The following is a 13,760-nucleotide window of genomic DNA, read 5'->3' as shown; positions in this document are numbered from 1 at the left end:
CCCTGTCTAGCGAGCCGTCAACCTTCGATCAACCATGCGGCCCGCCGGGCTCCACTCGCTCCACAGGTGCGGGCGCTCAGCCCTTGCGATGGTCGAGGCGCGCCACCAGCCGGTCGCCGCCCCATTGCAGCAGGCAGACGAGCGCGATGAGTACGGCCACCACCGCCACCATCACGCTCGTCTCGAAGCGCTGGTAGCCGTAGCGAATCGCGAGGTCGCCGAGCCCGCCCGCGCCGATGGCGCCCGCGACGGCCGTGGCGCCGATGAGAGTGACGAGCGTCACCACGAAGCCCGACACGAGGCTCGGCAGCGCCTCCGACAGCAGCACTTCGCGCACGATAGTGGGCCGCGTCGCGCCCATGGCCCGTGCCGCTTCCACCAGCTGCGGATCGACCTCACGCAGCGAGACCTCGGCGATGCGCGCATAATAGGGGATCGCGGCCACCGACAGCGGCACGATCGCCGCCAGCGTGCCGATCGAGGTGCCGACCACGAGGCGCGTGAAGGGAATGAGCGCCACGAGCAGGATGATGAAGGGCACGGAGCGGAAGGCGTTGACGAGCGCGCCGAGGACGCGGTTCGTCCAGGGCGCCTCGAGGATCGCGCCCCGATCGGTGAGGACCAGCGCCAGCCCGATGGGAAGGCCGACGACGAGCGCGGCGAGGCCCGACGCCGCCGTCATCAGGATGGTTTCCCAGGTCGAGCGGACGAGGAGGTCAACGAGCTGGGGAGACATGGCCGAGAAGTTCCGTGCGAAGGGTGGCGGCGGCGAGCTGGTCGAGAATGGCGGGAAGATCGGCGGACGCGCGCGGCGTGACGCCGAGGAAGAGCCGCCCCACCGTGTCGCCGCCGATCTCGTCCACGGCTCCACCCAGGATGCGGATCGCCACGCCGTGGCGGATCGCGACGTCCGAGAGGATCGGCATGGGCGCGGCCGCTCCGCCGAGATCGAGCCGCAGGATCGCCTCCCCCGACGGGTCGGCCTGAAGACGGTCGCGGATCGCGGCGGGCAGGCCGGCGGCGGCGGAGACGCCGAGGAGGTTGCGCGTCGCCTCGGCCTGCGGATCGGCGAAGACGCGGCCCGTCGGCCCCTCTTCGGCGATGGCGCCGGCATGCAGCACCACGACGCGCCCGGCGATGCGGCGCACCACGTCCATCTCGTGGGTGATGAGGACGATGGTCAGCCCCAGCCGCCGGTTGATCTCGGCGAGCAGCGCCAGGATCTGCTCGGTGGTCTCGGGATCGAGCGCCGACGTCGCCTCGTCGGAGAGGAGCAGGGCCGGGTCGGCGGCGAGCGCACGGGCGATGCCGACGCGCTGCTTCTGCCCGCCGGAGAGCTGCGCGGGATACTGCCCGCCGCGCCCCGCCAGACCGACGAGATCGAGGAGTTCGGCGACGCGGCGCTCGCGCTCGGCCCGGCTCGTTCCCGCGATCTTCAGCGGCAGCGCCACGTTCTCGGCCGCGGTGCGGTTGGCGAGGAGGTTGAAGTGCTGGAAGATCATACCAATGCGCCGGCGCACGGGCCGCAGCTGCGAATCGCTCAACGCCTCGATCGCGCGGCCCTCGACCTCGACGCGCCCCGCGTCGGGCCGCTCCAGCCCGTTGATGCAGCGGATCAGCGTCGATTTGCCGGCGCCGGAGCGGCCGATGATGCCGAGGATCTCGCCGCGGCGGATCTCGAGATCGACGCCGGCGAGCGCGGCATGCGCGCCGAAGCGCTTGGAGACGTTGGCCAAGCGCAGGATCGGCGGTGCGCCGGCTTCGGTCGTCGGGAAATCGGGCATGGCATCGGTCCGCACGAGAAGAAGAGCCGGGCCGTGAAACGAGACGACCGCCGCGGCGAGGCGGCGGTCGCTCAGCGGCGATCCGGCGGGAGGGGCGGCGGGCTTACCAGGCCGGAAGGGCGGCGCCCTTGTAGGCGGTCTGGAGCGCAGCCTTCACCGGCTCGCTCTGGTAGGCGGAGACGAGCGTCTTCACCCAGGGCTTGGTCTCGTCGTCGGTGCGCACGGCGATGAAGTTGCGATAGGGGTTGTCGGTCAGCGTCTCCTGCCCGATCCGCTCCTTCGCGGGATCGAGCCCGCTCTTGAACGCCCAGTCGGTATTGACGACGCCGGCCGCGAGATCGGCGATCGAGCGCCCGACGATGCCGGCGTCCAGCTCGCGGATCTCGACATTCCTGGGGTTCTCCTCCACGTCGATGGCGGTGGCGAGGATGCCAGCGCCCTCGCGCAGCTTGATGATGCCGAGATCCTGCAGGAGGTTGAGCGCCCGCCCGCCGTTGGAGGGATCGTTGGGAATGCCGATCGCGGCGCCCTCGGGAAGCTCGGCGACGCTCTCCACCGACTTCGAATAGAGGCCGATCGGGAACAAGGCCGTGTATCCGGCGGGCACGACCTTGTAGCCGCGCTGCTGCACCTGCGCGTCGAGATAGGGCTTGTGCTGGAAGGCGTTGGCCTGAATCTCGCCGCGGTCGAGCGCTTCGTTCGGCTGCGTGTAGTCCGCGAAGATCACCGGCTCCACCGTCAGCCCGCCCTTGGCGGCTTCGGTCGCGACGACCTTCCAGACGTCCTCGTCCTCGCCGGCCATGATGCCGACCTTCACGGTCTCGGCCTGCGCCGACGCCATGCCCATTCCCATCGCCGTCACGGAGGCCAGAAGCGCGGCGAGGACCGGGCGACGGGTGACGGAGCGATGGGCGGTGGGGTGACGAAGCATGAAAGTTTCCTAACGAAAGCCCGAAGGCGATGGCGCCGGCTGCACGCCAAAGGCGAGCATCGACCTGCAAGAGATGCCGCGGGGGAGCGCCGCGATCAAAGAACAGGAATCCAACTTATCGCCGATCCGCGCAAAAACAGCCGGCATGGGGCCTCGCGTCACAAGCCCGTTTCGACCCGCGTCCAGGCGTTGCCGAGATGGCGGCCGAGCACCTCGGCGAGGCGGTCGCCGTCGCGTGCCTCCAGCGCCGCCATCATCTCCTGGTGCTCGTTCACGGCCGCCGCCCACATCGCCGGCTCCTCGTGGCCGATGAAGCGGATGCGCTTCAGCCGCATCTGCAGCGTGGCGTGGACGTGCGCGAGCGCAGGATTGTCGGCGAGCGCCACGATCATCGTGTGGATCGACTGGTTGAGCTTGTAGTAGGCGAGCCGGTCCTTCGCCGCGTAGCGCTCCAGCATCGCGTCGTGCGCGCGGCGCACGGCCGCGATCCCCGAATCGCTCGCCGCGGTGACGGCGAGGCGTCCGGCCAGTTCCTCCAGCGCGCGGATCACCGTCATCATGTCCTGCACGTCCTTGCGGTCGAAGCGCTTCACCACGGCGCCGCGACTGGGAACGAGCTCGACGAGCCCTTCGCTCGCCAGATACTTGATGGCCTCGCGCAGCGGCGTGCGGGAAATGCCGAGCTGCTCGCCGAGCTGACCTTCGTGCAGGCGAGTGCCGGGCACGAGCGCGCCCTCGATGATCATGTCGCGCAGCCGCGTGACGATCGTGTCGTGCAGCGACTGCCGCGAGATGCGCCCCGGCTCGATCGGGCCCGCGTCGCTCGCGGTCGCAAAAGAACCGTCGTGCCCGCCCGTCTCCAGCGTCTCGCTCATCGGATGTCTCCCATGCCGTCGTCCTGGCGATCGCGGTTGTGCGCGAAGGTAATCGCAGCAGCGTGAACGGCCATCGCCTGCGCACTCACCACGCGCTCGCCGTCCCGTCAAACCGCCTAATTCTGTATGCAGCATACAAAACACTTGATACGCGCATTCAGCTCGGGTAGCAAAGGCGACGTTTTGCAACTGGGAGGTTCGCGATGACGAACGAAGCGATGGCACCCTCGTCGACGGCACGCCCCATCGTGGCTCTGGCCATGGGCGACCCCGCGGGCATCAGCCCCGAGCTGACCGCGATGCTCCTCGCTCTGCCCGAGACCCACGAGGCCGCCCGCCTCACCGTCTTCGGCGACCGCCGCATCCTGGAGAAGGGCGCCCGCGAAGCCGGCGTCACGCTCGACCTCGATTATGTGTCGGCCGACGCCCCCCGCGCCCCCGCCGGCTCGCGCCCCGTCTTCGTCGATCTCGCCAACTGCGCGCCGGAGACGGTGCAGCGCGGCGAGGCGACGCTGGCCGGCGGCACCTTCGCCACCCAGAACTTCCGCGCCGCGCTCGAAATGGCGCATCGCGGAGAGGCCGACGCCGTCTGCTTCACACCCTTCAACAAGAAGGCGATGCGCTACGCCTATGAAGGCTACGACGACGAGATCCGCTTCGTGGTCGACGTCACCGGCTTTCGCGGCAAGGTGCGCGAGTTCAACGTTCTGGAGAAGGTCTGGAACGCCCGCGTCACCTCGCACATCCCGCTGAAGGCGGTGTCGGATCACCTGAGCGTCGAAGCGATCCTCGCCGAGGTCGACCTCACCCATCGCTGTCTCGCGCAATCGGGCATCGAGCGCCCGCGCATCGCGGTGGCCGGGCTCAACCCGCATGCGGGCGACGGCGGGTCGTTCGGCATGGAGGAGATCGACATCATCGAGCCGGCCGTCGCCGCGGCCAAGTCCAAGGGCTTCGACGTCGAGGGGCCGTTCCCGGCCGACACGGTGTTCCTGCGGGCGCTCAACGAGGGCTATCACGCGGTGCTGACCATGTATCACGACCAGGGCCAGATCGCGATGAAGATGATGGGCTTCGACAAGGGCGTGACGATGATGGGTGGCCTGCCCTTCCCGCTCTGCACCCCCGCCCACGGCACCGCCTACGACATCGCCGGCACCGGCAAGGCCGACATCGGCGCGACGCGCGAGGCCTTCCGCCTGGCTGTGCGCATGGCCAACCAGCAGCGCCAGCTGCGCGTCGCCGCCGAATAGCATCGCCCGCCTTCGGCCGGGGGTGGAGGGCCCCCAGCCGAACCGTTCGTCCTGCGGGGAGGAAACGCATGACATCCGACACGAAACTCGACCGGACGAACTGGCCCATTGCCGCGGCGATGATCCAGTATCCCGGCACCCTGCCCGACGGCCGCTCGACGCAGGACCAATCCGCCGAGGAATGGTCCGCGACCCTCGCCGACGTGTCCGACGCCGGCTTCACCGAGCTCGATCCGACCGACGGCTGGCTGCGCATCGCCGATCTCGAACCCTCGCGGCTGAACGAGTTCCTGGGCGTCGTCGCCGACCACGGCCTGACGATTCCCGCCGTCTCCACCGCGCGCAAGAACCTCGTCGATCCCGCGCACGGCGAGGCGCATCTCGCCTACGGCCATCGCCTGCTCGACACCGCCGCAGGGATCGGCGCGAAGGCCGTCTCCTTCGGCTTCTTTGGCCCGCTGAACGAGGCGCAGAAAAAGGCGCTGTGGTTCTGGACGGTGCAGGGCGAGCGCAACCCTGACGACGCCGGAACGTGGAACCTCGCCGTCGAGCGGGTGCGCGACCTCGGCCGGCATGCCGCCGATCTCGGGCTCGAGATCTCGCTGGAGATGTACGAGGACACGCTGATCGGCACCGCCGACGGCGCCGTGCGCCTCGTCACCGACGTCGATCTGCCGAACGTGAAGATCAACGCCGATCTCGGCAATCTCATTCGCCTGCATCGCCCAGTGGAGCACTGGCAGACGATGATGGAGAAGGTCGCGCCCTTCGCCGGCTACTGGCACGTGAAGAACTACACCCGCATCGAGGACGAGACGACCGGCGCGGTGATGACCGCGCCCGCCCCGCTCGAATTCGGTCTCATCAACTACCGCACGGCGCTGCGCATGGCGCTTGCCCACGGCTTCCGTTCCGCCCTCCTCGTCGAACATTACGGCGGCGACGGATTGAGCGTCAGCGCCACCAACCGCGACTATCTGCGTCGCATCCTGCCGCGCCCGGAGACGCACGCATGACCGCAATCTTCGATGAACCCGAACGCTTCGCCGCTACCGCCCTCCAGGGCTTCTGCGACGTACATGCCCGCCTCGTGCGTCATGTTCCCTCCGGCGCGGTGCGTGCGAGCGCCAGCGACGAGGGCAAGGTGGCGGTCGTGATCGGCGGCGGCTCCGGCCATTATCCGGCTTTCCTCGGCTATGTCGGTCCCGGCTTCGCCGACGCGGCGGTGGCCGGCGACGTCTTCGCCTCGCCGTCCACGCAAGGCGTCGCACGCATCTGCCGGCTGGCGAACCGCGGCGGTGGCATCGTGCTTGGCTTCGGCAACTATGCCGGCGACGTGCTGAACTTCGGCGCGGCGGCGACGCGACTTCGCGCCGAGGGCATCGACGTGCGCATCCTCGCCGTCACCGACGACGTGGCGAGCGCCCCGGCCGAGACCCCGACGCTGCGCCGGGGCGTCGCAGGCGACGTGCCGGTGTTCAAGATCGCCGGGGCGGCCGCCGAGGCCGGACACGACCTCGACGCGGTGGAGCGCCTGGCACAGCTCGCCAACGCCCGCACCCAGTCCTTCGGCATCGCCTTTGCCGGTTGCCGCCTGCCCGGCGCCGACGGGCCGCTCTTCACGGTCGCGCCCGGCACGGTCGCCCTCGGTCTCGGCATCCACGGCGAGCCCGGCATTCGAGACGAGGCTATGATGCCCGCCTCGAAGCTCGCCGACCTTCTGGTGACGCCGCTCCTCGCCGAGCGGCCGGCGGGCGCCAATGGCCGCGTCGCCGCGATCCTCAACGGGCTCGGCGCCACCAAATACGAGGAACTCTTCGTCCTCTGGACCCATGTCGCCGAGCGCCTGCGCGGCGCCGGGCTGACGCTGGTGGAGCCGGAGGTCGGCGAGTTCGTCACCAGCCTCGACATGGCCGGCTGCTCCCTGACCTTGACCTGGCTCGACGACGAGCTGGAGCCGCTCTGGCGCGCACCCGCCGACACCGCCACCTTCCGGCGCGGCACGATGGCCCCGCGCGAAGCCGCGCCGCCCATCGTGCTGGCCGACGAGACGCGCACCTATCCGCCTGCCGACAGGGCGTCGAAGGCCTCCGCCGCGGTGGCTCTGAGCGCGATCGAGGCGATCGCCGCCGCGCTGAAGGACGCCGAGGTCGAGCTCGGACGCATCGACGCCATTGCCGGCGACGGCGACCACGGCCAGGGCATGCGTCGCGGATCGCAGGCCGCAGCCACGGCCGCGCGCGAGGCGCTGGCGGCCGGCGCAGGCGCCGGCTCGCTCATGGCTGCGGCGGGCGATGCCTGGGCCGACACGGCCGGGGGAACCTCGGGCGCGATCTGGGGCCTGCTCCTGCGGGCCTGGGGCGGCGAGCTCGGCGACGCCGGCACGTCGGATGCCGCGCGCGTCGCGGCCGGGGCCAAGGCGGCGGCGGAAGCCGTCACCACGCTGGGCCGCGCCAAGCTCGGCGACAAGACGCTGGTCGATGCGCTGCTGCCCTTCGTCGAGACGCTCGGCTCGCAGGTCGAGGCGGGCACCTCGCTGCGCGAAAGCTGGGCCGCCGCCACGGACGCCGCCGCGGCCGCGGCCGACGCCACCGCGGCGCTTACGCCGCGTCTCGGCCGGGCTCGGCCGCTCGCAGCCAAGAGCCTCGGCCATCCCGACGCCGGCGCCGTGTCGCTGGCGCTTGTCGCCCGCACCGTCGCGGCCTGCCTCTCCGAGGCTCGCGCGAGCCCGCAACCTGCCTGACTCCACCACCGGAGGGCGCCGTCCGGCACCCCCGAACCCCTCGATCCATCTGGGAGGATGACACCATGAAGACCCGCATCGCAGCCAGCCTCGTCGCCATCGCCGCCGCGACCCTCGCCACGTCGGCGCAGGCGCAGTGGGCGCCGTCCAAGCCCATCGAGTTCATCGCGGCCGGCGGCGCGGGCGGCGGCACCGACCAGTTCGCCCGCCAGATCCAGGCGGCGATCGCCAAGGCCAACCTCACCGAAGAGAACGTCGTCGTCGCCAACAAGGGCGGCGGCTCGGGCGCCGAGGCCTTCATCTATGGCAAGGGCGCGACCGGCGACGACCACAAGCTGATCTTCGGCACCTCGAACGAGTGGACCCTGCCGCTCGTCACCAAGCTCGGCTTCCAGGCCGAGGACCTGACGCCCGTCGCCGCGCTGGCACTGGACGAGTTCATCGTCTGGGTGCAGGCCGACGCCCCATACCAGACGATCATGGATCTCGCGGCGGCCGGCAAGGAGAACCCCGGCAAGCTCAAGTTCGGCGGCTCGCAGTCGAAGGACGTCGACCAGACCCTGCTGCGCCAGATCGAGAACGCGACCGGCGCGAAGTTCGTCTACATCCCCTTCAAGTCGGGCTCGGAAGCGGCGGTGCAACTCGCCGGCAACCACATCGACGCCAATACCAACAACCCCGCCGAGAACGTCGGCCAGTGGCGTGCCGGACAGGCCAAGCCGCTCTGCGTGGTCGCGCCCCAGCGCATGGCCTACAAGGAGAAGGTGACGGAAACGATGTCGTGGAACGACATCCCGACCTGCAAGGAACAGGGCCTGGCGCTGGAGAGCTTCCAGATGCCGCGCACCGTCTTCGCGCCGAAGGACGCCGATCCGCAGGCGGTCGCCTACTACACCGACCTTCTGCAGAAGGCGTCGGAGACGCCGGACTTCCAGAACTATCTGAAGACGACGTCGCAGACGGCGCGCTTCATGACGGGTGACGAGTTCAAGAGCTTCATCGCCGCCGATCTCGAGAAGTCCAAGGCGCAGTTCGCCGCCGACGGCTGGCTCGCGAAGTAAGCGACCGGCAACGCGCCCGGTTCGCCGAAGCGGAGCGGACCGGGCGTCGGCGACAAGCCCGCTGTGGCCAAGCCGACGCTTCCCGTCTCCATATCCCGAGGGAGTCCGCCGATGCTGACGCGTCGTCATGTCGAAGTCGCCACCGGCGTGGCGCTCGCCGCGCTCGGCGGCATCACCGCCTATGGCAGCCTGGAGAATGGCACGGGCTGGACCGATTTCGGCCCGGCCGCCGGCTACTTCCCCTTCCGCATCGGGCTGATCCTCGTGGCGCTCGGCCTCGCCATCGCGCTGAAATACGGGCTTACCGGACGACGCGCCGCTGCCTCGAACGCCGCAGTCATCGCCGATACCGAGATCGCCGGCCCGGCGGCGCTGCACCCGGCGACGAATTTCGACGAGCGCTTCTTCGAACCGGGCTCGCTCGGGCGCATCGCCTCGGTGTTCATCCCCACCGCCGTCTCGGCCGCGCTCATTCCCTGGCTCGGACTCTACCTCTCGGGCGCGCTCTTCCTCGTCTTCTCGATGATGACGCTCGGCAAGGTCGGGGTCGCCAAGGCGCTCCTGATCGCGCTCTGCACGATGGGCGCCTTCTTCGTGCTCTTCGAATTCTGGTTCCAGGTGCCGCTCGCCAAGGGCGTCGTGATGCCGCTTCTCGGCATCCATTGAGGATCCGCTGACATGGCCGATTTCGCCAATCTCCTGCACGGCTTCTCGGTCGCGCTCTCCTTCTACCACGTGGCGCTGATCGTCGCCGGCGTGCTGCTCGGCATCCTCGTCGGCGTGCTGCCGGGGCTCGGCGCGCCCAACGGCGTGACGCTGCTCCTGCCGCTGACCTTCACGATGGACCCGGTCTCGGCGATCATCCTCCTGTCCTCGATGTACTGGGGCGCGCTGTTCGGCGGCTCCACGACCTCGATCCTCTTCAACATTCCCGGCGAGCCCTCCTCCGTCGCAACGACCTTCGACGGCTATCCGATGGCCAAGCAAGGCCGCGCCACGGAGGCCCTCGCCACCGCCTTCTTCTCGGCCGGCATCGGCGCACTCACCGGCGTCATCGTCATCACGTTGCTCGCCGGCTGGATCGCCGAGTTCGCGCTGCGCTTCTCCTCGCCGGAGTTCTTCGCGATCTACCTCCTCGCTTTCTGCTCCTTCATCGGGCTCGGCGGCGGCGATCCGATGAAGGCCGGCGTCTCGCTGCTGGCGGGCCTCGCCTTCGCCACCGTCGGCATGGACACGGTGTCGGGCGAGTTGCGCCTCACCTTCGGCTTCACAGACCTCCTGCGCGGCGTCTCCTTCCTCGTCGCCGTCATCGGCCTCTTCGGTATCGGCGAGTTGCTCCTGACGGTGCAGGAGGAGTTGAAGTTCAAGGGCGTCTCCTCGAAGATCGAGATCCGCGAGATCTTCAAGGCGCTCGCCCGCCTGCCGCACTATTGGGCGACCTTCCTGCGCTCGGCGGCGATCGGCGTCTGGATGGGCATCACGCCCGGCGGCCCGACCGCGGCCTCCTTCATGAGCTACGGCATCGGCCGGCGCTTCGGCCGCTACGGACGGAACTTCGGCAAGGGCGAGCCGGAAGGCGTCGTCGCGCCCGAGGTCGCCGACCACTCCGCCGGCACCTCGGCGCTCTTGCCGATGCTGGCGCTCGGCGTGCCCGGCTCGGCGACGGCGGCGGTGATGATGGGCGGCCTGATGATCTGGGGCCTGCAGCCCGGCCCCCTCCTCTTCGTCGAACAGCCCGACTTCGTCTGGGGCCTCATCGCCTCGATGTACCTCTCCAACGTCATCGCCGTGGTGCTGGTGCTCGCCACCGTGCCGCTCTTCGCGTCGATCCTGCGCATTCCCTTCGGCATCATCGGCCCGATCATCATCGTGGTCTGCCTCATCGGCGCCTACACGGTGGCGAACGCGGCCTTCGACGTATGGCTCGCCGTCGCCTTCGGCATCGTCGGCTACGTCTTCAAGCGGCTGGACTATCCGATCGCCCCGCTGGTGCTCGCCATGGTGCTCGGCGACAAGGCCGAGGACGCGTTCCGCCAGTCCATGCTCTATTCCGGCGGCTCGCTCTCGATCTTCTGGTCGAACCCGCTGGTGGGAACGCTGATGGGCCTCGCCATCCTCCTCCTCGTCTGGCCGCTCGTCTCGGCTGCGGTCGCCCGGCTGCGGCCGGCGGCGACGAGCGAGACCGGCGCCCGCTAAGCCCTTAAGCACACCGACCGTCGCGATTACGGGGGCGCCTCTGGCAAGGGGGCGCCCTCGTTTGCTATGAGAAGACGTGAGGAACGAAACGAGATCATCGGGCGATTCGCGCACTGACGATCCCCCGCGGCGCAAGATCATCCATGTCGACATGGACGCCTTCTACGCCTCGGTGGAGCAGCGCGACGACCCCTCGCTGCGCGGCCTGCCCGTCGCGGTCGGCGGCTCGCGCGAGCGCGGCGTCGTGGCGGCGGCGAGCTACGAGGCGCGCCGCTTCGGCGTCCATTCCGCCATGCCCTCGATCACCGCGCGCCGGCGCTGCCCCGACCTCGTCTTCGTCAAGCCCCGCTTCGAGGTCTACAAGGCGATCTCTGCCGAGATCCGCGCCGTCTTCGCCGAGCACACCGCGATCATCGAACCGCTGTCGCTCGACGAGGCCTATCTCGACGTGACCGAGAACATCCGGGGGATCGGTTCCGCCACCGCCATCGCCGAGGCGATCCGCGCCGAGATCCGCCGGCGCACCGGCCTCACCGCGTCGGCCGGGGTCTCCTACAACAAGTTTCTCGCCAAGATCGCGTCGGACCAGATGAAGCCGGACGGGCTCTTCGTCATCACCCCGGCGATGGGGCCCGGCTTCGTCGAAACCCTGCCGGTGAAGAAGTTCCACGGCGTCGGCCCCGCCACCGCCGAGCGCATGCATCGGCTGGGGCTCCACACGGGGGCGGACCTGCGGGCCCAGACGATCGAGTTCCTGACCGCGCATTTCGGCAAGTCCGGCCCGTACTACCACGGCATCGCGCGGGGTATCGACCATCGCCCGGTTCGGGCCAATCGCGAGCGCAAGTCGGTCGGGTCGGAATCGACCTTCTCGTCGGATCTGCGCCAGCGCGAGGATCTCGAGGCCGCGCTCGCGCCGCTGATCGACAAGGTCTGGCGCCATTGCGAGACGCATGGCCTGGCCGGGCGAACCGTGACGCTGAAGGTCAAGTTCGCCGACTTCCAGCAGATCACCCGCGCCCGCTCCAATGCGGCGCCGGTCGCCTCACGCGAGGCGCTGGAGCGCCCGGTGCTCGAGCTGCTCCAGGCGCTGCTGCCGGCGCCCAAGGGCATCCGGCTTCTCGGCGTCACCATCTCGTCCTTCGCGGAACCAGGAGAGACCGCGCCCGTCCAGTTCGCGCTGCCGCTGTGACGGGGGCCGGACGCGCCGGCCCCCAGGCCAATCAGGCGGCGATGCCTTCTTCAGTGAGCGCTTGCCGCACGCCCGGACGCGCTCCGGCTGCCGCCATGAAGCGCATCACCGCAGGAAAGCCCGACAGGTCGATCTTCATGGGCGCGGCCCAGCGCAGCACCGTGAAGGCGTAGGCGTCGGCCGCCGTGAAGGTTTCGCCCGTAAGGTAGGTGCGATCCGCAAGGGCGGCATCGACAAAGCCGAGGCGCTTGTCGAGAAGCGCACGCGAGGCCGTCTTCGTCTCCTCCGGCGTGCCCGGCTTGAACAGCGGGCTGAAGGACTTGTGAAGTTCGGTGGAAATGAAGGCGAGCCACTGCTGCACCCGGTAGCGCGCCGGGTCGCCGGCCGGCGGCATCAGGCCGGACGAGGGGTTCCGGTCGGCGAGATACTGCACAACGACGGAGGCCTCGGTGAGCACCGGTCCGTCGCCGATGTCGAGCGCCGGCACGTAACCGTTCGGGTTGACGGCGAAATAGTCCTCGCCGTCCGGAAGCGTCTTCGCGGCGAGATCGACGGAGACGAGATCGAGCGCGACGCCCGCCTCGCAGGCGACGATGTGGGGGGCGAGCGAGCAGGCGCCGGGCTTGTAGAAGAGCTTCATGGGATCTCGTGTCCTTCTGGCATCGATGCGGATGGCACGGGCTTGGCATGCCCCAAGCGCCCGCTCAAGCGCGACGCACCGTCTTCCGGCGAAGGGGGTCTTCGATACCCGGCATAAATCTGCTTGCGCCATCTTCGCTTCGCGGTTGCGAAGTCCATCTTCCCTCGTGCCGGAGCGAACCCGAGGGGATCGAGGCTTTGAGCGAGGGACGAGCGATGACGGTGCGATACAAGCTGGGCTGCGATCTGTCCTATGAGATCAAGTCGACCACCGTCTTCATTTTCAACCTCGAAGTGGCGAAGCTCCAGCGCCACCACGATCTGGTGGAGCGCCTGACGATCACACCCGACGCCGCGCGCCGCGTCTACACGGTGCCCTCCGTGCAGAACCGCTATTTCGCCATCGAGGCGCAGCCCGGCCCGCTCAACGTCCATTACGAGGCGGAGGTGACGCTCGACGTCTTCCGCGCCGACCCGGCCGGCATCGACGAAACGCCGCTCGCCGCACTGCCCCTCGACATCATGCCCTTTCTCCTGCCGTCGCGCTTCGTCTCGTCGGATCGCCTTGCCGCCTTCGCCCAGAAGGAGTTCGGCCACCTGCCGAAGGGTCATGGCCGCGTCACCGCCATCTGCAACTGGCTCTACGACAATCTCGACTATCGCCGCGGCTCGTCGGACGAGCAGACCACGGCCGACGAAAGCCTGATCCTGCGCGCCGGCGTCTGCCGCGACTTTGCCCATCTCGGCATCGCCTTCTGCCGGGCGCTGAACATCCCCGCCCGCTTCGTCTCCTGCTACGCCTACGGGCTGGAGCCGCGCGACTTCCACGCCGTGTTCGAGGCGTATCTGGACGGGCGCTGGTGGCTCTTCGACGGCACGCGGCAGGCCAATCTCGACGGGCTCGTGCGTATCGGCGTCGGGCGCGACGCCGCCGAGATCGCGTTCTCCTCGCCCTTCGGCGAGATGGAGCCCGGCCCGGTGAAGATCACGATCGAGCACGCCGACGGCTCGCCCGAGCTTCCCGGACGCACCGCCGACGCCATCTCCACTGAGGAACCTGCGCCGGACGCCGGCGCCAGTTGAAGC

Annotated in this window: 13 protein-coding genes; 8 read left to right on the top strand and 5 right to left on the bottom strand. The window is 69.4% G+C overall.

The features are described 5' to 3' along the window. Positions 1-76: 76 nt before the first annotated feature. From GGR04_RS11710 to GGR04_RS11695, 4 genes are all read right to left on the bottom strand, one after another. Positions 77-736, bottom strand: a complete 660-nt coding sequence (locus GGR04_RS11710; RefSeq protein WP_183200076.1) for a methionine ABC transporter permease — start codon at positions 734-736, stop codon at positions 77-79. Further along, positions 717-1,784 carry a methionine ABC transporter ATP-binding protein gene (locus GGR04_RS11705; protein ID WP_183200075.1) on the bottom strand — a complete coding sequence of 356 codons (1,068 nt, stop codon included), beginning with the start codon at positions 1,782-1,784 and terminating at the stop codon, positions 717-719. Before GGR04_RS11705 ends, GGR04_RS11710 begins: the two co-directional genes overlap by 20 nt. Positions 1,785-1,887: 103 nt before the next feature. Further along, positions 1,888-2,715 (bottom strand): MetQ/NlpA family ABC transporter substrate-binding protein, encoded by an 828-nt coding sequence (locus GGR04_RS11700; protein ID WP_183200074.1) that lies wholly within the window; start codon positions 2,713-2,715, stop codon positions 1,888-1,890. A 158-nt stretch (positions 2,716-2,873) separates the two neighbouring features. Then, positions 2,874-3,590, bottom strand: a complete 717-nt coding sequence (locus tag GGR04_RS11695) for a GntR family transcriptional regulator (RefSeq protein ID WP_183200073.1) — start codon at positions 3,588-3,590, stop codon at positions 2,874-2,876. Positions 3,591-3,793: 203 nt separating this feature from the next. Between GGR04_RS11695 and GGR04_RS11690 the strand changes: the two genes are divergently transcribed. The 7 genes from GGR04_RS11690 (at position 3,794) to dinB (ending at position 12,035) form a co-directional block, all read left to right on the top strand. Then, complete coding sequence (locus GGR04_RS11690) at positions 3,794-4,843, top strand: 4-hydroxythreonine-4-phosphate dehydrogenase PdxA (RefSeq protein WP_183200072.1); 1,050 nt, start codon at positions 3,794-3,796, stop codon at positions 4,841-4,843. A 68-nt stretch (positions 4,844-4,911) separates the two neighbouring features. After that, on the top strand, positions 4,912-5,859 hold the full coding sequence (locus GGR04_RS11685; protein WP_183200071.1) for a sugar phosphate isomerase/epimerase family protein: 948 nt from the start codon (positions 4,912-4,914) through the stop codon (positions 5,857-5,859). Continuing rightward, complete coding sequence (locus GGR04_RS11680; protein ID WP_183200070.1) at positions 5,856-7,586, top strand: dihydroxyacetone kinase family protein; 1,731 nt, start codon at positions 5,856-5,858, stop codon at positions 7,584-7,586. Before GGR04_RS11685 ends, GGR04_RS11680 begins: the two co-directional genes overlap by 4 nt. A gap of 65 nt (positions 7,587-7,651) precedes the next feature. Continuing rightward, complete coding sequence (locus GGR04_RS11675) at positions 7,652-8,647, top strand: tripartite tricarboxylate transporter substrate binding protein (protein WP_183200069.1); 996 nt, start codon at positions 7,652-7,654, stop codon at positions 8,645-8,647. Positions 8,648-8,758: 111 nt separating this feature from the next. Next, positions 8,759-9,313 carry a tripartite tricarboxylate transporter TctB family protein gene (locus tag GGR04_RS11670; protein WP_183200068.1) on the top strand — a complete coding sequence of 185 codons (555 nt, stop codon included), beginning with the start codon at positions 8,759-8,761 and terminating at the stop codon, positions 9,311-9,313. A 12-nt stretch (positions 9,314-9,325) separates the two neighbouring features. After that, positions 9,326-10,843, top strand: a complete 1,518-nt coding sequence (locus tag GGR04_RS11665) for a tripartite tricarboxylate transporter permease (protein WP_183200067.1) — start codon at positions 9,326-9,328, stop codon at positions 10,841-10,843. Between the two features lie 151 nt (positions 10,844-10,994). Next, on the top strand, positions 10,995-12,035 hold the full coding sequence (gene dinB / locus GGR04_RS11660; protein ID WP_183200066.1) for a DNA polymerase IV: 1,041 nt from the start codon (positions 10,995-10,997) through the stop codon (positions 12,033-12,035). 31 nt (positions 12,036-12,066) lie between these two features. On the opposite strand, the gene gstA is transcribed toward dinB, so the two are convergent. Beyond that, positions 12,067-12,675 carry a glutathione transferase GstA gene (gstA, locus tag GGR04_RS11655; protein ID WP_183200065.1) on the bottom strand — a complete coding sequence of 203 codons (609 nt, stop codon included), beginning with the start codon at positions 12,673-12,675 and terminating at the stop codon, positions 12,067-12,069. A 221-nt stretch (positions 12,676-12,896) separates the two neighbouring features. On the opposite strand from gstA, the gene GGR04_RS11650 reads away from it, so the two are divergent. Next, positions 12,897-13,757 carry a transglutaminase-like domain-containing protein gene (locus tag GGR04_RS11650; protein ID WP_183200153.1) on the top strand — a complete coding sequence of 287 codons (861 nt, stop codon included), beginning with the start codon at positions 12,897-12,899 and terminating at the stop codon, positions 13,755-13,757. Positions 13,758-13,760 lie beyond the last annotated feature (3 nt).

Origin of the sequence: Aureimonas pseudogalii (assembly GCF_014196835.1) — a bacterium.
Classification (GTDB): domain Bacteria; phylum Pseudomonadota; class Alphaproteobacteria; order Rhizobiales; family Rhizobiaceae; genus Aureimonas; species Aureimonas pseudogalii.
The sequence above is the reverse complement of the archived record's forward strand: the minus strand, read 5'-3'. Positions and strand labels throughout refer to the sequence as shown.

Coding starts and splice junctions, on each gene's coding strand:
- GGR04_RS11700 (WP_183200074.1), bottom strand. CDS start 2,715: ATGCTTCGTCACCCCACCGCCCATCGCTCCGTCACCCGTCGCCCGGTC.
- GGR04_RS11675 (WP_183200069.1), top strand. CDS start 7,652: ATGAAGACCCGCATCGCAGCCAGCCTCGTCGCCATCGCCGCCGCGACC.
- gstA (WP_183200065.1), bottom strand. CDS start 12,675: ATGAAGCTCTTCTACAAGCCCGGCGCCTGCTCGCTCGCCCCCCACATC.
- GGR04_RS11695 (WP_183200073.1), bottom strand. CDS start 3,590: ATGAGCGAGACGCTGGAGACGGGCGGGCACGACGGTTCTTTTGCGACC.
- GGR04_RS11690 (WP_183200072.1), top strand. CDS start 3,794: ATGACGAACGAAGCGATGGCACCCTCGTCGACGGCACGCCCCATCGTG.
- GGR04_RS11665 (WP_183200067.1), top strand. CDS start 9,326: ATGGCCGATTTCGCCAATCTCCTGCACGGCTTCTCGGTCGCGCTCTCC.
- GGR04_RS11685 (WP_183200071.1), top strand. CDS start 4,912: ATGACATCCGACACGAAACTCGACCGGACGAACTGGCCCATTGCCGCG.
- dinB (WP_183200066.1), top strand. CDS start 10,995: ATGGACGCCTTCTACGCCTCGGTGGAGCAGCGCGACGACCCCTCGCTG.
- GGR04_RS11670 (WP_183200068.1), top strand. CDS start 8,759: ATGCTGACGCGTCGTCATGTCGAAGTCGCCACCGGCGTGGCGCTCGCC.
- GGR04_RS11710 (WP_183200076.1), bottom strand. CDS start 736: ATGTCTCCCCAGCTCGTTGACCTCCTCGTCCGCTCGACCTGGGAAACC.
- GGR04_RS11705 (WP_183200075.1), bottom strand. CDS start 1,784: ATGCCCGATTTCCCGACGACCGAAGCCGGCGCACCGCCGATCCTGCGC.
- GGR04_RS11680 (WP_183200070.1), top strand. CDS start 5,856: ATGACCGCAATCTTCGATGAACCCGAACGCTTCGCCGCTACCGCCCTC.